The 19,343-nt window shown below is 56.7% G+C and carries 17 protein-coding genes; 13 read left to right on the plus strand and 4 right to left on the minus strand.

What is annotated here, in order from left to right:
• Positions 1–31: 31 nt before the first annotated feature.
• The 8 genes from JEM67_RS26120 to JEM67_RS26155 all read left to right on the plus strand — a co-directional run bounded on the left by JEM67_RS26120 (position 32) and on the right by JEM67_RS26155 (position 8,434).
• Complete coding sequence (locus JEM67_RS26120) at positions 32–583, plus strand: fimbrial protein (protein ID WP_013814892.1); 552 nt, start codon at positions 32–34, stop codon at positions 581–583.
• 98 nt (positions 584–681) lie between these two features.
• Positions 682–3,183, plus strand: a complete 2,502-nt coding sequence (locus JEM67_RS26125; RefSeq protein WP_199638641.1) for a fimbria/pilus outer membrane usher protein — start codon at positions 682–684, stop codon at positions 3,181–3,183.
• Between the two features lie 25 nt (positions 3,184–3,208).
• Positions 3,209–3,958 (plus strand): fimbrial biogenesis chaperone, encoded by a 750-nt coding sequence (locus tag JEM67_RS26130; RefSeq protein WP_370576188.1) that lies wholly within the window; start codon positions 3,209–3,211, stop codon positions 3,956–3,958.
• An 11-nt stretch (positions 3,959–3,969) separates the two neighbouring features.
• Complete coding sequence (locus JEM67_RS26135; RefSeq protein WP_013814895.1) at positions 3,970–4,584, plus strand: fimbrial protein; 615 nt, start codon at positions 3,970–3,972, stop codon at positions 4,582–4,584.
• 14 nt (positions 4,585–4,598) lie between these two features.
• Positions 4,599–5,603 carry a fimbrial protein gene (locus JEM67_RS26140; protein ID WP_199638645.1) on the plus strand — a complete coding sequence of 335 codons (1,005 nt, stop codon included), beginning with the start codon at positions 4,599–4,601 and terminating at the stop codon, positions 5,601–5,603.
• Between the two features lie 18 nt (positions 5,604–5,621).
• Entirely contained in the window at positions 5,622–6,161 is a 540-nt protein-coding gene (locus tag JEM67_RS26145) for a fimbrial protein (protein ID WP_199638647.1), read from the plus strand.
• A gap of 24 nt (positions 6,162–6,185) precedes the next feature.
• Positions 6,186–7,820 carry a PglL family O-oligosaccharyltransferase gene (locus JEM67_RS26150; RefSeq protein ID WP_199638649.1) on the plus strand — a complete coding sequence of 545 codons (1,635 nt, stop codon included), beginning with the start codon at positions 6,186–6,188 and terminating at the stop codon, positions 7,818–7,820.
• A gap of 2 nt (positions 7,821–7,822) precedes the next feature.
• Positions 7,823–8,434, plus strand: a complete 612-nt coding sequence (locus tag JEM67_RS26155) for a helix-turn-helix transcriptional regulator (RefSeq protein WP_199638651.1) — start codon at positions 7,823–7,825, stop codon at positions 8,432–8,434.
• Positions 8,435–8,446: 12 nt separating this feature from the next.
• Here JEM67_RS26155 and ctlX read toward each other — a convergent pair whose 3' ends face one another.
• The gene (gene ctlX, locus JEM67_RS26160; RefSeq protein ID WP_199638653.1) at positions 8,447–9,373 is read right to left on the minus strand and encodes a citrulline utilization hydrolase CtlX; all 927 of its coding nucleotides are present in this window, start codon (positions 9,371–9,373) and stop codon (positions 8,447–8,449) included.
• Positions 9,374–9,507: 134 nt separating this feature from the next.
• Between ctlX and JEM67_RS26165 the strand changes: the two genes are divergently transcribed.
• The gene (locus JEM67_RS26165; protein WP_013814901.1) at positions 9,508–9,930 is read left to right on the plus strand and encodes an Lrp/AsnC family transcriptional regulator; all 423 of its coding nucleotides are present in this window, start codon (positions 9,508–9,510) and stop codon (positions 9,928–9,930) included.
• 5 nt (positions 9,931–9,935) lie between these two features.
• Here the strand turns inward: JEM67_RS26165 and JEM67_RS26170 are convergent, their stop codons facing one another.
• A complete protein-coding gene (locus JEM67_RS26170; RefSeq protein WP_199638655.1) occupies positions 9,936–10,841 on the minus strand; it encodes an arginase family protein in 906 nt (301 codons plus the stop codon).
• A 1,138-nt stretch (positions 10,842–11,979) separates the two neighbouring features.
• Complete coding sequence (locus JEM67_RS26175; RefSeq protein WP_199638657.1) at positions 11,980–13,185, minus strand: NAD(P)/FAD-dependent oxidoreductase; 1,206 nt, start codon at positions 13,183–13,185, stop codon at positions 11,980–11,982.
• Between the two features lie 301 nt (positions 13,186–13,486).
• On the opposite strand from JEM67_RS26175, the gene pitA reads away from it, so the two are divergent.
• Positions 13,487–14,989 (plus strand): inorganic phosphate transporter PitA, encoded by a 1,503-nt coding sequence (gene pitA / locus JEM67_RS26180; RefSeq protein WP_004951543.1) that lies wholly within the window; start codon positions 13,487–13,489, stop codon positions 14,987–14,989.
• A gap of 75 nt (positions 14,990–15,064) precedes the next feature.
• Here pitA and uspB read toward each other — a convergent pair whose 3' ends face one another.
• Positions 15,065–15,400 (minus strand): universal stress protein UspB, encoded by a 336-nt coding sequence (uspB, locus tag JEM67_RS26185; RefSeq protein ID WP_013814913.1) that lies wholly within the window; start codon positions 15,398–15,400, stop codon positions 15,065–15,067.
• A 616-nt stretch (positions 15,401–16,016) separates the two neighbouring features.
• Here uspB and uspA point away from each other — a divergent pair.
• The 3 genes from uspA to JEM67_RS26200 all read left to right on the plus strand — a co-directional run bounded on the left by uspA (position 16,017) and on the right by JEM67_RS26200 (position 19,328).
• A complete protein-coding gene (gene uspA / locus JEM67_RS26190; protein WP_004951550.1) occupies positions 16,017–16,463 on the plus strand; it encodes a universal stress protein UspA in 447 nt (148 codons plus the stop codon).
• A 196-nt stretch (positions 16,464–16,659) separates the two neighbouring features.
• A complete protein-coding gene (gene gdhA / locus JEM67_RS26195) occupies positions 16,660–18,003 on the plus strand; it encodes an NADP-specific glutamate dehydrogenase (RefSeq protein WP_199638659.1) in 1,344 nt (447 codons plus the stop codon).
• A 338-nt stretch (positions 18,004–18,341) separates the two neighbouring features.
• Positions 18,342–19,328, plus strand: a complete 987-nt coding sequence (locus tag JEM67_RS26200; RefSeq protein ID WP_199638661.1) for an autoinducer 2 ABC transporter substrate-binding protein — start codon at positions 18,342–18,344, stop codon at positions 19,326–19,328.
• The last annotated feature ends 15 nt before the right edge of the window (positions 19,329–19,343 follow it).

Below are 19,343 nucleotides of genomic sequence, written 5' to 3' on the forward strand. Positions count from 1 at the left end.
ACGAGACAGACGGCTACAGGGAGACGCCAGCATGACAACCCGGATTTGGGGCGCACTGCTTATCGCGCTCAGCGTTTGCAGCGTAGAGGCGACAGCGAAAAATCAGGGCCACGGCACGGTCAGCCTGGGCGGCGAGATCGTCGAGACCCCCTGTGGGATTGCCGGCGAAAGCCTCGACCAATCCATTGATTTCGGGCTGATCGCCATGACCGACGCGGCATTGGGCGAACAGCCGGTGTTGATCGGCAGCCGCCGCAATTTTGAGATCAAGCTGGTGAACTGTGAACTGGCAAGCGTCGTGAAGCCCGACTTTATTTATCGCGCGGCCACCGTCACCTTCGACGGCACCGCAGACAGCCGGGATCCCGAGCTATTGGGCGTTTACGGCGAAGCGCAAGGCGTGGCCATTGAACTGCTGACCGCAGCCGGTACCCCTATCCCGCTGGGCACCACCACGGCGGATTACCAGATCGTCGCCGGCGACAATACGCTGCGCTTCGGTGCCCGATTACGTATTCACCCTGATAAGGCCCGAGCCGGCGGATTCAGCTCGTTGGCGAAATTCACCCTGTCTTATCTGTAACGCCGCGTTAGGCGGGTACCGGCATCAGGTACCGAATGACATCACGTATTACGTATTCAGGTCGTACAGGATGACCTGCTATTGGGCGCGGATTTGCCATGAGTGATTATTCTATGACGTCATTACTGACACGGAAAAAAAGACCCCTTACCGTCATTCTATCTTTCCTCTGGGCGCATTCGGCTTTTTCCGCCACGGAATTCAATACTGACGTATTGGATATCGGCGATCGCAGCAAAGTGGATTTATCGCGTTTTTCCGACGCCGATTACGTCATGCCCGGCACCTATCTGCTGGATATCAAGATCAACCAGAAAACCCTGCCGCAGCGCCGCATCCAGTATTATCCGTCAGCGGATAAAAAGGACCGCTCCCGCGCCTGTCTGCCGCCGGATCTGGTGGAAAAAATGGCGCTGAAAGAGGAAGCCGCCAAAAAAATCACCCTGTGGCACGACAACCAGTGTGCCGATATCAGCGGGATCAAAGGGGCGACCCTTTCCGATCGTATCGGCGGCGGCGTGTTGGCGATCACCATTCCGCAGGCATGGATGAAATATTCCGATCCGGACTGGACCCCACCTGAACAATGGGACGACGGTATTCCGGGGCTGCTGTTGGACTACAACCTCAGCGGCCAGGTCGGCAAGCAAAGCCACAATAACAACACCTCAGAAAATCTCAGCAGCTACGGTACGCTGGGTGCCAATATGGGCGCCTGGCGCCTTCGCGCCGATTATCAGGCCAATTACAATCAGCAGGCCGGCCAGCGTGACAGCGGTTTTGACTGGAACCAGATCTACGCCTATCGCGCACTGCCAATGCAGGCCGCCAAGCTTACCCTCGGCGAAATCTTTCTCGACTCGGGGGTGTTCGATTCGTACCGCTTCACCGGTCTCAATCTGGCCAGTGACGAGCGCATGCTGCCGCCAAACCTGCAGGGCTATGCGCCGGAAGTGCGCGGCATCGCCAAGAGCAACGCCAAAATCACCGTTTCCCAGGAAGGCCGCACGCTGTACGAAACCACGGTGCCCGCCGGGCCGTTCGCCATTCAGGATCTCAACAGTTCGGTACGTGGCCGGCTGGATGTGAAGGTAGAAGAACAAGACGGCAGCGTCTCCACCTTCCAGGTCGATACCGCCACCATCCCTTATCTGACCCGCCCTGGCTATGTGCGCTACAACGTCGCACTGGGTAAGCCCTCGGCTTACGATCACCGCACGCAGGGGCCGCTGTTCTCTGCCAGCGATTTCTCCTGGGGGCTGACCAGCGCCTGGTCGCTGTACGGCGGCGCGCTGCTCGGCGGCGATTACAACGCCTGGGCGCTCGGCCTGGGTCGTGATCTGAACGTGTTTGGCGCCATGTCGCTGGACGTCACGCAGTCTATCGCGCGCCTGCCCAATGAACCGACCGCCAGCGGCATGTCGTTCAAGGTCAACTACGCCAAACGCTTCGATGAGCTGAACAGCCAGATCACCTTCGCCGGTTACCGCTTCTCGCAGCGCAAGTTCATGAACATGTCGCAGTATCTGCAAGAGCGTTACAACGACTACGACGAACACTACAACGGGCGCCAAAAAGAGCTGTACACCATCACCGCCAGCAAAACCTTTATGGCGGAAGACAGCGCCAAAGCGATCACCGCCTACCTGACCTATTCCCACCAGACCTATTGGGACGCCAAGGCACAGGATCGCTACGGGCTGTCTGCCAGCAAATTGTTCAACGTCGGTAACGTCAGCAACATCACCGCCTCGCTGTCGGCCTACCGCACTACCTATCACGGCCGCACGGACGACAGCGTGATGCTGAACTTCAGCGTGCCGATTGGCGATCGTCGCCGTATCGGTTACTCGTTGCAAAGCAGCAACAGCGACGTCACGCAGATGGCGTCCTACAACGACTACACCGATCCGAACAATACCTGGCAGGTCAGCGGCGGCTTTAACCAAGCCGGCAAATCGCTGGCTCGCGGTTACTATACCCGCAACGCGTCGTTCGGCTCGCTCAACGCCAGCGCCTCTTACCAACAAGACAGCTACTCCTCTATCGGCGGCACTTTCCGCAGCGGCATTACCGCCACCCGACACGGCGTGGCCGCGCACCAGAACTCCAGCAACGGCGGCAGCCGGATGATGCTGGATACCGACGGCATCGCCGGGGTGCCGATCAACAACGGCCGTGCCTACAGCAACCACTTCGGCCTGGCGGTGATTTCCGATATCACCAGCTACTACAACACCGATACCCGAATTGACGTCAACCGACTTGCGGACGACGTCGAAGCGACCCGAGCGGTAGTGCAAGGCACGCTGACCGAAGGCGCCATCGGTTACCGCCACTTTGAGGTGGTGAAAGGCAGCAAGCTGCTGGCCACCATCAAGCTGGCCGACGGCAGCGAACCGCCGTTTGGCGCTACGGTGCTGAGCGAGCGAGGCCGCGAAGTGGCGGTGGTGAACGACGGAGGATCGGTCTACCTGACCGGCGTCCAGCCGCAAGAACAACTGGATGTCGCCTGGGAAGGCCAACGCCAGTGCCGCATCGTGATACCGGGCGCCGCCAAGCCGCTGGACCAGCTGCTGCTGCCGTGCGCCAAACTGTAATCCGCAACACAGAGAATTGATGACTATGAACAACTATCCGCTAGCAAAAGTGGCCGCACTGGGCCTGGTATTGGCCAGCGCGGCTCCGGCCGTCAACGCAGCGATCTCGCTGGATCGTACCCGCGCCATCTACCTCAGCGACGCGAAATCCATCAGCCTGAATATCGTCAACGAAAATAAGGAGCTGCCTTTTCTGGCGCAATCCTGGCTGGAAAACGAACAGCATCAGAAAATCACCTCGCCGCTGGTGGTACTGCCGCCGTTGCAGCGGGTAGAAGCCGGCGAACGCAGCGTAGTGCGCATCACCAAGACTCCGGAGGCCGACCGCCTGCCGCAGGATCGCGAATCGGTGTTCTATTTCAACTTGCGCGAAATCCCGCCGAAGAGCAGCAAAACCAACGTGATGCAGCTGGCGCTGCAGACCCAGATCAAGCTGTTTTACCGGCCGAAAGCCATCGTCGCGCCAAAAGGCGAGGTGTGGCAGGAGAAGCTGGTGTTCCGTAAAAACGCCGGCGGGTTCACCATCGAAAACCCCACGCCGTTTTATATCACCCTGACCGGCATGACCCGCCAACCGCAGAAACAGGGCGGCGGCGCGCTCGGTGACTTCCAGCCGGTGATGCTGAAACCGAAATCCAGCGAAAGCGTGAAGCTGCGCGACAGCGGCCTGAACAGCTTTGTCGTCACCTACATCAATGACTACGGCGGCCACCCCGAGCTGCGCTTCGCCTGCAACGGCAGCGTCTGCCATGTCGTGCCCGATACCAAAAAATAAGGAGATACCGCATGGCTGAATTCACCGGCGGCCGCCTGCGGCCCTTGCTGTTCGGCGCATTGCTGTTTAGCGGCGGCGCGGCGGCGGCAACGCCGCTTGACGTGATTGAAGGCACTACCGGCACCGTCAGCTTTTTCGGCGGCCTGCTCAGTTCCCCTTGCAGCCTGACGCCGGACAGCCAGGATCAGGCCATCGATTTGGGCGAGGTTAACGCGCGTGACTTCCAGAATGCCGGCGATCGGAGCGCGCCGGTGCGCTTTCGTCTCTCCTTCCGCAACTGCCTGTTGGGGGCCAAAGCGCTGGCGGATAACCCCGCCGGCCAACGTAACGGCGATGCCGGGCAGCTCTATTTACAGGGTGAGCAGGCCGCGACGCTGGTGTTTCTCGGCGACAGCGATGTGAATAATCCGGACTTGCTGAAACTCAACGGCGGCGTGCAAGGCATCGGCCTGCGTTTGCAGGACCAACAGGGCCGCGCTCTGTCGCTCAATCAGCAAAGCCGGCCCTACATTCTGCAGCCCGGCAGCAACACGCTGTGGTTCAGCGCCAGCGTGGAGTCAACGCAGCGGGCGGTGATGGCGGCCGGGTTTTCCGGCGTGGCGCACATTCAGGTGATTTACCTGTGAGGTTCACAAACGCAATGAAAAACCAATACGTTAACTATTACCTGCCGCTGGCGTTCGCGCTGGCGGTGCCTGCCGTCTGGGCAAATGGCTACGTGACGCCGGACGGCGGGGCAAAACAATTTTATATCGACCTGAATGAAACCAACATCACCAATCAGGTGGGCTTCACCAAAGAATTTACCTATTCATTAGGCGGCCAATATACCGGCAAGGCCTATTGCGATACTCGTATTCCGACCAGCCCGCACTTTTATAAGTCGGATTCGGCATTGCCCCCCTCCGAGTTCGGCAACGGTTATTTAAAACTGAATGATTACCTGGATTTAAAAGCCGAAGTTTGGATCGCCGGTAATAAAAGGGCCTACGTCACCGTACCTTTTTACAATGTATCCAACGAGTTGAGCCAACATTCATGCAACCCGCCCTACGTGCAAATCAACAACTACGAAAGCGGTTCCCGGGGCAAAGTCACCTTCCGGGTGCGCAAAAAAATCATCAATGGCGTGCAGATTAACGACCGGCAAATCATCGAGATGTATGGCCGCCTGGGTTCAACCGACGCAGGTTTCGGCCCCAACCCTATGGCGCAGGTGTTTATTCAATCCGCCATTCTGTACGTGCCGGATAAATGCGTGGTGAATGAAGGCCAACTGATCAACGTCGAATTTGGGGAAATCAGCGGCAGCAACCTGAACGGCGCAAGCTATCCGCAAAGCATTCCGGTGCGCTTCCAGTGCGAAGGCGGCAGCTTTGAGGACGGCACCCTGAATATCAAACTGGCGGTCTCCGGCACCCCGGCGCCCTTCACCAATAACGCGTTTAAAACCGATAAAACCGATCTCGGTATCGAGATCAAACATAACGGTCAGTTGGTTGTCCCGAATGAGTTTTACCCGGTGCAGAATATCGGTAACGGCGGCAGTTGGAACCTGGTTGCCGCGCCGTTGGCCAACGGCGGCAAGGACATCGCGGAAGGGGAATTTAACGCCTCGGCCACCATTGTGGCGGCCTTCGAGTAACCCAGGGAGAAACAGACCATGCGTTTACACGCTTTAGCGATGCTCAGTTGCACGCCCTTATTGTTGACGGCGTTGCCGGCTCTGGCGGATACCGAACTGGTCGGTTCACCACTGCAGTTCCACGGTACCGTGGTGAGCCGGCCGTGCAATATTGAACCGCAATCGGCCGATCAGGTGGTGGAGATGGATACCGTGATCGTCAAAACCCTGTACCGCTATGGCCACAGCAATCCGGTGCCGTTCAACATCAAACTGACCGACTGCAAAACGGCAGTGTTCAAATCCGTCAATGTCACCTTCAGCGGCACCGAAGACAGCGAACTGCCGGGCAAACTGGCGATCAATAACGGCACCAACGGCGCCGCCATCGCGCTGTTTGACAGCAAGGGCGCCGATATCGAGTTGAATCAGGCCACCAGCGCGGTGGCATTGCAGGACGGCGCCACTGTGCTGAATTTCACCGCCTATGTGCAGGGCCACCCCAGCGCGATACAGAATAAAACCATTACCGAGGGTGAATTCAGCTCGGTAGCCAATTTTGTGCTGGCTTACCAATAAGGCCAGGCGCTTCAGGAAGCAGTGATGATATCCAACAACAAAACGGCCGGGTTATTCGGGCTGGCGGCGTGCTATTGCCTGATCGCCATGCATATTTACTGGCCCAATCGCGGCGGCAGCGGTTTTTATTTGCCGTGGAATCTGGTCGGCGGCATATTTATCGCCCTGTTTATTCTCGGCGCGATGCTATTGAGCCGTCCGCCATTGGCCGTGTCCGGCTTTTTTAACCGGCTGGCACCGGGCGCTCTGATTTTATTATTGCCGCTGTTGTGGACGAAAAATCCCTGGCTGAGTGAAGCTCTCCCGCGCCTGTTGGGGCTGACGCTGGGCGTCGCCGCCTACTTCGCGCTGTTGCAGATACCGCTCGACCGTCTGCGGCGGCGCAGGCTGCTGATTTTACTGCTGGCGGCGACGGTGCTCGAGGCGCTGCTGGGTCTGGTGCAGTACGGCCTGTTGGAGCCGGGTAACGCCATAGGCTACAACACCGTGAAAAACCGCCCTTACGGCATCTTCCAGCAGTGGAACCTGATGGCCAGCTTTATGGCTACCGGGCTGGCGCTGGCGCTGTATCTGCTGAGCAACCGGCGCCCGTTGCACCGGAGCGTGCAATGGCTGACGGGCAGTATGCTGGTGCTGGCACCGCTGTTGTTGATCGTGATCGCCTCACGCGTTGGCCTGCTGGCGGCCGTTGTGCTGTCGCCGCTGCAACTGTTTATGCTGTATCGGCTTAATCGCCGCCGCGCCACCGCCGCCCTGCTGCTGTTGCTTGCCGGGATAGCCGCCGGGCTGCTGCTGGTCATGCTCAACGGCGCGACGCGGGCGCTCACCGTGGCGGAACCGATTTTCTACCGGCTGACCTACTGGCAGGAAGCGCTGCGTATGATCGCCGAACGCCCGTGGCTCGGCTGGGGTTACGGCCGCTTTCAGCACGACTTCCTGCATCACTTCTACACCACCCACCGCAGCGGCATGGAAAGCGTCAGCATCAGCCATCCGCACAACGAAATTTTGCTGTGGGGCATCGAGGGCGGCCTGCTGAGCCTGAGCGGCATCGCCTTCATTTGCTGGGGGTTATGGTGCCTGTTGCGACGCACCCGCGCCCTGCCGCTGCGGCCCGCCCCTTGGCTGGCGGCGCTGCCGATCCTGCTGCACATGATGGTGGAATACCCGCTTTATCTCTCAGCGGCACACGGCGTACTGCTGCTGGCGATTCTGCGCACCGGCGATGTGCGTTGCCGCCTGCGCCTGTCACCGCGCCCGCAGCTCACCCTGCGGCTGCTCACCACCGGTTTGGCCGCGCTGGCGTTGCCGTATCTGCTCAACGGCCTGCACAGCGCCCTGATCGTGACCGCCGTGGAAAAAACCGGTCTGCAGCAATTTGCCGCCATGAGTCGGGTGATGACGCCGACACCCTGGCAGGTGCGCTACGACTACGATGTCCAGTTGCAACGGCTGCTGCAATACCCGCATACCCGCGATCCAGCCACGCTGCTGAGCTACCAACGTTGGGCGGAAAATGAAATCCGCGTGCGGCCGGACGCCAATATCTACGTCAACCTGATGGTGACCAGCCGGTTGCTGCAACAGCCGCAGCGGGCGGAGAATCTGCAACGTCAGGCTCGCCGGCTGTTCCCGCACGATGCGCGTTTTAAGGAGTAACTATGCTTAATATTCGGTTCACCCTGCTGGGCAGCGATAACTTTTATCAACAGGGGTTACGGCAACTGCTGGAAGAGTATCTGCATGACCTGAATCACAGCCGCCGCGGACATCTGCACGAACTGCGCAATCTGGAGCCGATCGAGATCGTGTTCCGTACCCTGGAAGAGCAATGCGGCTGCGCCAGTTGCTACCAAAGCCCGTACCAGACGCCGCGCCATCGGCAAATGATCGTGCTGATCCTCGACGATCTCGACACCCGTTATCTGCACGCCCACCCGGCGTTGTTCAGCATTAACCGACGCGACGATGCCGCTACCGTTCGCCACAAGCTCCACATGGCGCTGGAGCGCTTTTGCCAGCAACCCTGGGTGGCACTGCACGCCAGCGCCATCTGGAAATGCCGGCAATGCCGCATCGCCGCCCTGAGCAGCTGCGAAAAGAAGGTGCTGAAGCTGATGAGCACCGGCATGTCCGCCTGCACCATCGCCGGGATGCTGCACCGCAGCCAGAAGACCATCAGCGCCCACAAGCGTTCGGCAATGCGTAAATTGAACGTGCGCAAAAATACCGAACTGAACAAAATGCTGCTCAATCAGATGGGGTTGAACTGAAACGCCGCGGGATCAGGCCAGAGCGCGTTTCTTTGGCAGAAAGATCTCCGCCAGCATGCAGCGCGCGCCCCCGCCGCCGAGATCTTCGATAATGTCGATCGGCCCCAGCGCCAGCCGGGCGTAGCCGCCAATCAGCGCCTGTTGCGGCGGCGTAAAACTGGCCCAGGCGCGGGTCGACATCGCGTAAACCGGACTGCCGTCTTTGGCGCGCAGTTCCAGCACGTTGCAGGCGAACGCCTCCATCTGGGCATGGCTGACGTCAATCAGGGTTTTGCCGCTACCTTGCAACGTGGCGATCACCCTGCGCTTTTGCTCCGGGTTGCGCAGGCTTTCCAGGCAGAGAATGGCGTAGCGCACGCCGACGCTCATCATCACGTTGGTGTGATAAATCGGCTGATTATGGCGATCTACGGCGTCGAACCAGATAATTTTATAGCCGGAATGGCGCTCAAATTCGCGCCCCACTTCTGGAGAGCTGCGTGACGACAAGCAGGAATAAGCCAGCTTGTTCGGATGATCCAGGATCAGCGAACCTGTGCCTTCCAGAAAACGCCCGGCCAGTTCGTGAGCGGAAAGATCGATATGCCGTTCAATCACGAAATCATTGGCGAGCTGCGCGACAATATCCTGGCGGCGTTCCCGTCGTCGGTTTTCCGCTTCCATCGGGAAAGTGAACAGGCTGCCGTCGCCCAGCAGCGCAATCCAGTTATTCGGGAACAATGCGTCCGGCGTTTCCTGCCCGTCGATATCATCCATCACCCGCACGTCGACACCGGCCTGTTGCAGGGCATCAACGTAACCGTTAAAGGCGATTAATGCCCTGGCCGCGTGGTGTTCATGGTGCTGCGTGACCTTCTGAAAAAAATTGCTGTGCTGGGTCTGTTTATTCGCGGCAAAGCCGGAAGGCCGGATCATAAAAACGGATTGGGTGGTTTGCATGATATTTCTCACAGGGATCGGGGGAATAACGCGACCCTATTATGGAAAATCAATTTGGCACCAGGCAGTGTGAAAAATGACTAAATTGCTCTATATTTTTATAAATCGCCACCGCCAGCCGACACTTTGCCACCATGAATGATACCGATCGCCAGATCCTCGCGCTGCTGCGCGAAAACGCCCGCAGCTCGGTGACCGAGATAGCCAACAAGGTCCGGGTTTCGCGCGCTACGGTGCAAAAAAGAATTGAGGCGCTGGAAGCGCAGGGGATCATTACCGGCTACACCATCCGCGTGAAACCGGGCGTGGAACATAACCGCATTCGCGCCTGGATGTGTGTGGCGGTGGAAGGCACCAAGGCGCAAAGCGTGTTGCAACAGTTGCGCGGCGAACCGGCGGTGTTCACCCTGCATACCACCAACGGCAAGTGGGACATTCTGCTGGAGATCCGCACCGACAGCCTGGAGAGTTTCGATAAAATTCTGGGCCGCATCCGGCGCATCGCCGGCATTTCCAACACCGAAACCAGCATCCAGCTGTCGACGCACAAGGCATAACGCCGTCAGCGAGAGCGGAACATCGCCTCCAGCATTTCCACGATCAACGCCGCATATCGGCCGTCGGGATCGAGCTCGGGGTCGAATACCGACAGCGTCATGCCGCAGCACAACGGATTTTGCAGCAACCGCGCCACGATATTTTCCAGCCAGAGGCGATCGATTCCGGGGCTACCGGGGGAATCCACCGCCGGCATAATGGTTTGATCAAGCACGTCCACATCCAGATGCAGCCAAAAGCGCCATTCCGGCTCGGTGGCCAGCATCTGTTCGATTTGTCGCACAATCTCCGCTTTGCCCATCAGGTTGGCGGCGAAGACGTCAATGCGCGCTATCGCCGTTTGATTGATATCCGGCCAGGCAAAATCTGCGTCCCGGCACTCACGTTCGCCCAGCTGTAAAACCTGCCGTTCCGGCACCAGCGGCCCTGTTACGCCAGGCCATTCGGTCAGCAGCGGTTCCCCGCGCCCGGTCGCCAACGCCAAATCCATCCCCGCCACCGCACCCAACATCTGCTGCGGATCGTAGTTGCCGGGATGACGGAAATCGCTGTGCCCGTCGATGTGCACCAGCGAAAGCGACCCAGTACGGCGTGAACCGGCCAACGCCCCCAGCAGAATCGAACAGTCGCCGCCGACCACCAGCGGGAACTCGCCGCGCGCCTGCACCGCAGCAATCTCTGCGGCCAATGCGATAGTGAAGGCGCGAATCGCGTGACCATTACGTATGCGGGTGCCGGGCTGCGCTGCCGGCGAATAGGTCGGCTGCGGCAACTCAGTGACGGCCCCTGCTCCCAACCTTTGCACCAAACCATGCGCCATCAACGCCTGCGGCGCTCGCCAGGTTCCGGGAACATGGCCCGGCCGCAGAGGGCTCAGCCCCAGATTGGTAGGTGCAAGAATGATATGCATGGTGAATACCCCGGATAAACCCTCTAAAAATCAGCTTAGCCTATCCGGCGGCACCGGGCCTGAGTTTTGCCTACGGCTGCCGCGTATCGACGTCAACGTGCAGGAACCAATCGTATGTTCACTCTGATTATTGAGGTGCAGATAGTGCTGTAAATGCAGTAAATCTCGGCACGCTGTTTTACGAGGCTGGCCCGCGCGCGGAAAAACTGTCAGTGCTGATGTCCGCCGCCATAGATCGCCAGGAACTACGGCTGGCCGATCCTCACCCAGTTCCTTTCACTGCTTACCGCCGAGATCGACATACGGGTGTTCCAGCACGAATTGCACCCCATCAGCCTGCCGCGCATCCGCGAGATGGTCAGCAACGCGCTGAGTGCGACAATACAGTTAAAGCCAACATAACCAAATGATTATTTTAATATTAGTTAAATTTTATACTTTCATGAAACACGAAAATAATTAAATATATAATTATTGTTCTCTCATATGAATTAAATTTATTCTTAAACCTTAATTAAAACTCATTAATAATAAATCTTGCTAATAAAGCAGGAATGAGTTAATTATTTCACACTGCTTTACATTTTATAATCGCATTGATTACTTAAACAGAAGGAGTTGTTTATGGAAGTGATTGATTGTTCGTTGCCAGAATGTGTCTCTGGTGGTCAGGCAACAATGGCGGAAGAAGGAACGGGGAAGTGCTACAGGTAAAAATACACGCTAAAAAAACAGTGATAAACCTATCTCTATTTTCAGGTGATTATATGAATGACAAAGCGCTTAAATTAATATCGGTAGTTATTGGTATATTTCTCTCTGCCTCCTTGCTAGGTGGGGCTGGAGTGGGGTTTTCATCATGGTATCCCGCGCCGAGTGGCATTTCCGTATTATTGGTTTCAATTACTTGCAGCGTGTGTATAGTCAGGATTTTATATTTTTTGATTAAGTTATTTTTCGGAAACTCTCATGCTAGAAACTAAATTTCTTGTTTACCCGCCCCGAAATGGGCGGGCCCGAATATAAATATAATTCAGTCTTTTCGATGGCTAAAGACAATCATCCACCCTTAACCCTGATGATATCGCTGAAGCACGGAGTCGCAGTCGAGATACCGCCAGTTTGTGCGGGGTGTCAATCAGCCTTGCTGCCCCTGCGTCGCCAGCGCCTGAGCGCAAGCCCAGGCCGAGCTCCAGGCCCACTGGAAGTTATAACCGCCCAGCCACCCTGTCACATCCACCACTTCGCCGATAAAGTACAGGCCGGGCACCTTGCCGGCTTCCATCGTTTTGGAAGACAGCTCTTTGGTGTCTACGCCACCGAGCGTCACTTCCGCCGTGCGGTAACCTTCGGTGCCGTTCGGCTGCACACGCCAATTCTGCAAGGTTTCGACCAGCGCGGCCTGTTGCGTGGCGTTCAGTTGCTTCAGCGTGGCTTCCGGCAATTGCCCCAGCGTTTGCAAGCACTCCACCAGGCGTTTTGGCAGGTGCAGCGCAAGCGTGTTTTTCAGGCTTTGGTTGGGGTGCGCCTGACGTTGCTCATTAAGGAAACCCGCCAGATCGAGCGCAGGAAGTAAGTTAACGCTCACAAACTCACCAGGCTGCCAGTAGCTGGAAAGTTGCAATACCGCCGGGCCGGAAAGGCCACGGTGGGTGAAAAGCAGGCTTTCGCGGAAGCTGACGCCGTTTTCGGCGGTGATCACCGCCGGCACAGAGACGCCGGACAGCGTTTGCAGGTGTTCCAGCAGCGGTTTATGCAGGGTAAAAGGCACCAGCGCGGCGCGGGTCGGCAATACCTTAAGACCAAACTGCTCCGCCAGCTTGTAGCCGAACGGCGACGCGCCCAACCCCGGCATGGAAAGTCCGCCGCTGGCCACCACAAGTGAGCGAGCACTCACTTTCTCGCCATTCAGTGCCAGTTCGAAACCGGCTTCGGTTTTTTCCACGCCCAGCACTTCACTGCGCAGGCGCGTCGTCACCTGGCCCAGTTCGCACTCTTTAACCAGCAGTTCGACCACCTGCTGCGCCGAGTCATCGCAAAACAGCTGCCCCAGCGTTTTCTCATGGTAGGCGATGCCGTAGCGGTTAATCAGATCGATAAAATCCCACTGGGTATATCGCGCCAGCGCCGATTTACAGAAATGCGGGTTGTTCGACAGGTAGGCGGCCGGTTCGGTGTACATATTAGTAAAGTTACAGCGTCCGCCGCCGGACATCAGGATTTTGCGTCCCGGTTTTTTGCCGTTATCGAGCAGCAGTACCCGGCAACCGAGTTGCCCCGCCTGCGCGGCGCAAAACATGCCCGCTGCGCCCGCACCTATTACCACGACATCAAACTGTTCCACCTGCGCCTCTCCGAATAAAAACCACAATCGCGACAAAAGGCCGCCATATTACGCCGTTTCGCTACCGGTAACCGACAACTTTACGGCGGCAGATTGTAAAGCCATGCCGCCGTCAGCGCCATAGTAAGAAAATATTACAGTACGCTTATCAGCATAAGGTTATGATATTTCATATCTTTGTCATGCGAGCGCCATCGTTTCGTCATATCTAAATCAAAAAAACGTCATATTTTCCTTTTCCCCGGCCCCGGTTGTCACGGATAATGCGCGGCGTTCATGTCCACAAACTGGCGTAACGCTTATGCTGCATTTGTTCGCAGGCCTGGATTTCCATACCGGCCTGATGTTAATTCTCGCATTGTTGTTCGTGTTGTTTTATGAAGCCATCAACGGCTTTCATGATACGGCCAATGCGGTCGCTACAGTAATCTATACCCGTGCCATGCGCTCGCAACTTGCGGTCGTGATGGCGGGCTTGTTCAACTTTCTTGGCGTTATGCTCGGTGGTTTGAGTGTTGCTTACGCCATTGTTCACCTGTTGCCTACCGATCTGTTGTTGAACGTCAGTTCAGCGCACGGATTAGCCATGGTCTTCTCCATGCTGCTGGCGGCGATCATCTGGAACCTCGGCACCTGGTATTTCGGTCTGCCGGCCTCCAGCTCCCACACGCTGATTGGCGCAATTATCGGTGTTGGTTTAACCAATGCACTGATGACCCACACGTCGGTGGTGGATGCGCTTAACGTCCCGAAAATGATCGGTATTTTCCTGTCATTGCTCATCTCGCCGCTGGTCGGCATGATGGTCGCCGGGCTGATGGTGTTTGCCTTGCGCCGCTATTGGAGCGGCAACAAGAAACGCCAGCGTATCCACATGACCCCTGCGGAACGTGAAAAGGTCGACGGCAAACGCAAGCCGCCGTTCTGGACCCGTATCGCTCTGATCCTGTCGGCTATCGGCGTCAGCTTCTCGCACGGCGCCAACGACGGCCAGAAAGGCATCGGCCTTATCATGCTGGTGCTGATCGGCGTTGCGCCGGCCGGCTTCGTGGTCAATATGAATGCAACCGGCTATGACATCACCCGTACGCGTGATGCCGTGACCCACCTGCAGCAATATTACCAGCAGCACGGCGATGCCCTGTCACACGTGGTGTCCCTGACGCCGCTGGTGCCAAGCCCGGAAGATGAGGTTTCGCCGAATAAGCCGACCGAGTTCCACTGTGACAGTTCCCGCGCCATGCCGGCGATTGAGCTGACGCAGGGCCTGCTGAACAATCTGCAAAGTTACGATCAACTGACGGTAGAACAGCGCAGCCATCTGCGCCGCCTGCTGATGTGCGTAACGGATACCGCAGACAAGGTCGCCAAACTGCCGGAAACCTCCGCTGCGGACCAGCGTTTCCTGAAGAACCTGCGTCAGGATCTGCTGCAAACCGTTGAGTATGCACCGCTGTGGATCATCGTTGCGGTTGCTCTGGCGCTGTCACTCGGCACCATGGTTGGCTGGAAGCGCGTTGCCACCACCATCGGCGAGAAAATCGGTAAGAAGGGAATGACCTACGCTCAGGGCGTGTCGGCTCAGATGACCGCGGCCTTGTCGATCGGCGTGGCTAGCTACACCGGTATGCCGGTTTCCACCACCCACGTGCTCTCTTCGGCGGTAGCCGGGACGATGATCGTGGACGGCGGCGGTGTACAAAGTAAAACCGTGAAGAACATCCTGTTGGCCTGGTTACTGACCCTGCCGATTTCGATTCTGCTTTCCGGTTCACTGTACTGGCTGGCGCTTAAGGTTATCTAAGCAGCGTGTTCAATGAGAAAGGCGGCCCGATGTGGCCGCCTTTTTTTTGCTCGTATCCAGGGTAACTGCCCGGTTTTAATACCAGATCATCAGCGCCAGCAGGCTGATGGCCACCAGCCCGCACAGGGCGGAAGTCAGCATAAACTGCCCGCGCACCCGCTCACAACGGCGGATAAACTCCGGATCGTGATGTTCGACGTAGCGCTGCGAGAAGATGTAGCGCACCAGCCGCAACTGCTTGCTCGGCTGACCGTGGGCAGTAAAGAAACCGCCGCCGTCGACGTATTGGTACAACAGCGGATCGCAGCCGCGCAACACCACCAGCAGCGCACGCAGAGAAGAGTAATACCGCACCATGTTTACCACACACACCACACACAAAGCCCAAAACAGCGCGACGGTACTGATCATGATTGCCCCCTCAAGGCGTTGTTATCCACGGCGCTCCGCCGGGTCCAACTGCCCTACCTCGATGCCCATTACTGCGGGAGCCTACCGCTCCGATCCCCTTTTTACCGCTCGGGCCGCGCATAACCCACAGCCTCTGAAACAAGCCGTCGCCCGGCAAGGAACCCGTAGCGCGGACTGACTCAGAGGAGAAAAGGTGAGGCCCATATTCATTATTGTAGGTGAATGAAACGCAAACAGGCCTGAGCAGGAGATAAAATTTACCGCAACCTACCTATTTGTCATCCACCCGTTGGTTATAAGTGATAACCGCTCTGCCTGCCATGTCCGGCATTTTCCACGGCCAGATAAGCATTTGGGACTATACTCTGTTTAAGAATGCTTATGTTTCAAGCAGTCAAACTGCCAATAACCCCAGTAATGGTAGGATTCTCAACCCGGCGGGTGTAAAACTGACGGGGTAGAGATGAAGAGATTTTTTGATGCAGCACACTGTGATCGCCCCAACATATCATTGTGTTATCTGAATGATAAAATGCAGGTAAACCTAAAGCGCCAGGCTGGTACGCTGAAATGCCTGCTAACCCTTTAATCGGCATTATATGGAAGGAGTATTCTCATGGCTTACAAACACATTCTGATTGCGGTAGACCTGTCCCCGGAGAGCAAAATTCTGGTGGAAAAAGCCGTATCTATGGCGCGACCGTACAACGCCAAAGTTTCCCTGATCCACGTAGATGTGAACTATTCCGACCTGTATACCGGCCTGATCGACGTTAATCTCGGCGATATGCAAAAACGTATCTCCGAGGAAACCCACCACGCGCTGACCGAGCTTTCGCAAAATGCCGGTTATCCGATTACCGAAACCCTGAGCGGCAGCGGCGATTTGGCGCAGGTGCTGGTCGATGCCATCAAGAAATACGACATGGACCTGGTGCTGTGCGGTCACCACCAAGATTTCTGGAGCAAGCTGATGTCCTCTGCGCGCCAGTTGATCAACACCGTGCATATCGACATGCTGATTGTGCCGCTGCGTGACGAAGAAGACAGCGCCGAAGATTAAGTAATCGCTCGCAAACTTAGCCTGCCAACGCCCGCCTCTGCGGGCGTTTTTCATTCTACCGCGATCATTAATCGCTTGTTAATCAACCGCCCTCCAGTGATATAGTCGCTAAAGACACAACATCATCCCCCACACGTTATCCATACCAATATTTATAAAAATAGTGGGGGAACATTAATGCCAAAAGGAGTTATCCATGGAAAATGCCGTATCGGTAGAGTCGTTTTTGTCCTCGCTACAACGCCACAACCCCCACCAGCCTGAATATTTGCAGGCGGTAAGAGAAGTGTTTACCTCGCTGTGGCCGTTTATCGAACGCAACCCGCGCTATCGCGAGCATGCGTTGCTGGAGCGGTTGGTGGAACCGGAGCGTGTCATCCAGTTCCGCGTCAGCTGGGTGGACGATCGCGGTCAGGTGCAGGTTAACCGCGCCTGGCGCGTGCAGTTCAATTCCGCCATCGGGCCGTATAAAGGCGGTATGCGTTTTCATCCGTCGGTGAATTTATCGATTCTGAAATTCCTCGGCTTCGAACAAACCTTCAAAAATGCGCTGACCACCTTGCCCATGGGCGGCGGTAAAGGCGGGTCGGATTTCGATCCGAAAGGCAAAAGCCAGGCGGAGATCATGCGTTTCTGCCAGTCGCTGATGACGGAACTGTACCGCCATCTTGGCCCGGATACCGATGTGCCCGCCGGGGATATCGGCGTTGGCGGCCGTGAAGTCGGCTTTATGACCGGCATGATGAAAAAACTGTCCAACAACACCGCCTGCGTGTTTACCGGCAAGGGGCTGTCGTTCGGCGGCAGTCTGATCCGCCCCGAGGCCACCGGCTATGGGCTGGTCTATTTCACCGACGCCATGCTGCAACGCCACGGGCTGGGCTTTGAGGGGATGCGGGTCGCCGTTTCCGGTTCAGGCAATGTGGCGCAGTACGCCATCGAGAAGGCGCTGGAGCTGGACGCGCGCGTGATCACCGCGTCTGACTCGGGCGGCACCGTGGTCGATGAGGCCGGTTTCACCACCGAGAAGCTGGCCCATCTGGCGGAAATCAAGAATCAGCGTTATGGCCGGGTGGAAGACTACGCCCGTGAGCGCGGCCTGACCTACCTGGCCGGCCAGCAGCCGTGGAGCGTGCCGGTGGATATCGCTCTGCCGTGCGCGACCCAAAACGAACTGGATCTGGAAGCCGCACAGTTGCTGATCCGCAACGGGGTCAAAGCTGTGGCCGAGGGGGCTAATATGCCCACGACTATTCAGGCTACCGATGCGTTCCTGGATGCCGGCGTGCTGTTTGCCCCAGGCAAGGCCGCCAACGCCGGCGGCGTGGCCACTTCCGGGCTGGAGATGGCGCAGAATGCGGCGCGCATCAGCTGGCGGGCAGAAAAAGTGGATGTACGTTTACAACATATCATGGCGGATATCCATCAAGCCTGCGTCGAATACGGCGGTGAAGGAAAGCAAACTCACTATGTGCATGGCGCCAATATCGCCGGATTCGTCAAGGTTGCCGACGCCATGCTGGCACAGGGCGTGCTGTAACCCGCCCTTAAGGTGATCTTGCTCACACATCCGTTAAATGCTTCAATGCCGGCTCTCCTGCCGGCATTTTTACCGCCCCAAAACGCCATTCCCACCCTCATAAAGTTGCTTACATGTAAATTAATATGGTTTATTTTGTTAAGTAAATGATGATTTTTCGTGGTAAAATTACCACCACTAAATTATTAAACATTTAATTAACATTAAAACCGCCATAATTTTACCTCAATGTGCGCAGATCACATTTCTCCAACGTCGGTTACGCCCCCTCTTCCATTCCTTTGTAATCTGCACTGGTGGAAAAACATCCACCCCTACAGATAAAAAAGGTACAGCGAATGAAATTTAACCTCGCATTATTAAATGCATGTGTGGTTTCTGCGTGCATGTTATCGACAACACCTGCTTTTGCCGCTGAAAAGTACGACATCGCCGTGGTTGCCAAAGTAACCGGTATTCCCTGGTTCAACCGTATGGAAGTGGGCGTAAACGACGCAGCCAAAAAGCTCGACGTCAACGCCTACCAAACCGGGCCTTCCACCCCAGATCCGGCCGCACAGGTCAAAGTGATTGAAGACCTGATCGCCAAAAACGTTAACGCCATCATCGTGGTGCCAAACGACGCCAAGGTGCTGGAACCGGTGCTGAAAAAAGCGCGCGAGAAAGGCATTGTGGTGCTGACCCATGAATCCCCGGATCAGCAGATCGGCCAGTGGGACATTGAAACCATCGACAGCGAGAAGTATGCGCAGGCCAACGTTGATGAGCTGGCGAAAGACATGGGCGGCAAAGGCGGCTACGCCATTTACGTCGGCTCGCTGACCGTGCCGCTGCATAACGCCTGGGCCGATTCCGCGATCAAATACCAGAAAGCGAAATACCCGGACATGTTCGAAGTCACTTCGCGCCTGCCGGTGGCGGAAAGCATCGATAAATCCTACGCCACCACGCTGGATTTGATGAAAACCTATCCGCAGATGAAAGGCATTATCGGTTTTGGCTCCCTCGGCCCGATCGGTGCCGGCCAGGCGGTCGCCAAGAAGCGCGCCAAGGACAAAATCGCCGTGGTGGGTATCGCCATGCCGGCACAGGCTGCCCCTTACCTGATGCGCGGCGATATCAAGAAAGTGCTGCTGTGGGATCCGAAAGACGCCGGCTATGCACTGGTGACGGTGGCCGACCAACTGTTGCAGGGCAAGGAAGTAACCAAAGATTTGTCGATCGAAGGGCTGGGTAAAGCCGACGTCGATATGGATAAAAAAGTGATTCGGTTTAATAAAATTCTTGAAGTGACCAAAGATAATGCCAAATCGCTAGGCTTCTAACCTTAAATAATATTG

It is taken from the genome of Serratia sp. PAMC26656 (genome assembly GCF_016469055.2).
Lineage (GTDB): Bacteria > Pseudomonadota > Gammaproteobacteria > Enterobacterales > Enterobacteriaceae > Serratia > Serratia plymuthica.

Bases quoted from the DNA above. Each gene is read 5' to 3' on its own strand.
- JEM67_RS26120 (WP_013814892.1), top strand. From the start codon at position 32: ATGACAACCCGGATTTGGGGCGCACTGCTTATCGCGCTCAGCGTTTGC.
- JEM67_RS26125 (WP_199638641.1), top strand. From the start codon at position 682: ATGAGTGATTATTCTATGACGTCATTACTGACACGGAAAAAAAGACCC.
- JEM67_RS26130 (WP_370576188.1), top strand. From the start codon at position 3,209: ATGAACAACTATCCGCTAGCAAAAGTGGCCGCACTGGGCCTGGTATTG.
- JEM67_RS26135 (WP_013814895.1), top strand. From the start codon at position 3,970: ATGGCTGAATTCACCGGCGGCCGCCTGCGGCCCTTGCTGTTCGGCGCA.
- JEM67_RS26140 (WP_199638645.1), top strand. From the start codon at position 4,599: ATGAAAAACCAATACGTTAACTATTACCTGCCGCTGGCGTTCGCGCTG.
- JEM67_RS26145 (WP_199638647.1), top strand. From the start codon at position 5,622: ATGCGTTTACACGCTTTAGCGATGCTCAGTTGCACGCCCTTATTGTTG.
- JEM67_RS26150 (WP_199638649.1), top strand. From the start codon at position 6,186: ATGATATCCAACAACAAAACGGCCGGGTTATTCGGGCTGGCGGCGTGC.
- JEM67_RS26155 (WP_199638651.1), top strand. From the start codon at position 7,823: ATGCTTAATATTCGGTTCACCCTGCTGGGCAGCGATAACTTTTATCAA.
- ctlX (WP_199638653.1), bottom strand. From the start codon at position 9,373: ATGCAAACCACCCAATCCGTTTTTATGATCCGGCCTTCCGGCTTTGCC.
- JEM67_RS26165 (WP_013814901.1), top strand. From the start codon at position 9,508: ATGAATGATACCGATCGCCAGATCCTCGCGCTGCTGCGCGAAAACGCC.
- JEM67_RS26170 (WP_199638655.1), bottom strand. From the start codon at position 10,841: ATGCATATCATTCTTGCACCTACCAATCTGGGGCTGAGCCCTCTGCGG.
- pitA (WP_004951543.1), top strand. From the start codon at position 13,487: ATGCTGCATTTGTTCGCAGGCCTGGATTTCCATACCGGCCTGATGTTA.
- uspB (WP_013814913.1), bottom strand. From the start codon at position 15,400: ATGATCAGTACCGTCGCGCTGTTTTGGGCTTTGTGTGTGGTGTGTGTG.
- uspA (WP_004951550.1), top strand. From the start codon at position 16,017: ATGGCTTACAAACACATTCTGATTGCGGTAGACCTGTCCCCGGAGAGC.
- gdhA (WP_199638659.1), top strand. From the start codon at position 16,660: ATGGAAAATGCCGTATCGGTAGAGTCGTTTTTGTCCTCGCTACAACGC.
- JEM67_RS26200 (WP_199638661.1), top strand. From the start codon at position 18,342: ATGAAATTTAACCTCGCATTATTAAATGCATGTGTGGTTTCTGCGTGC.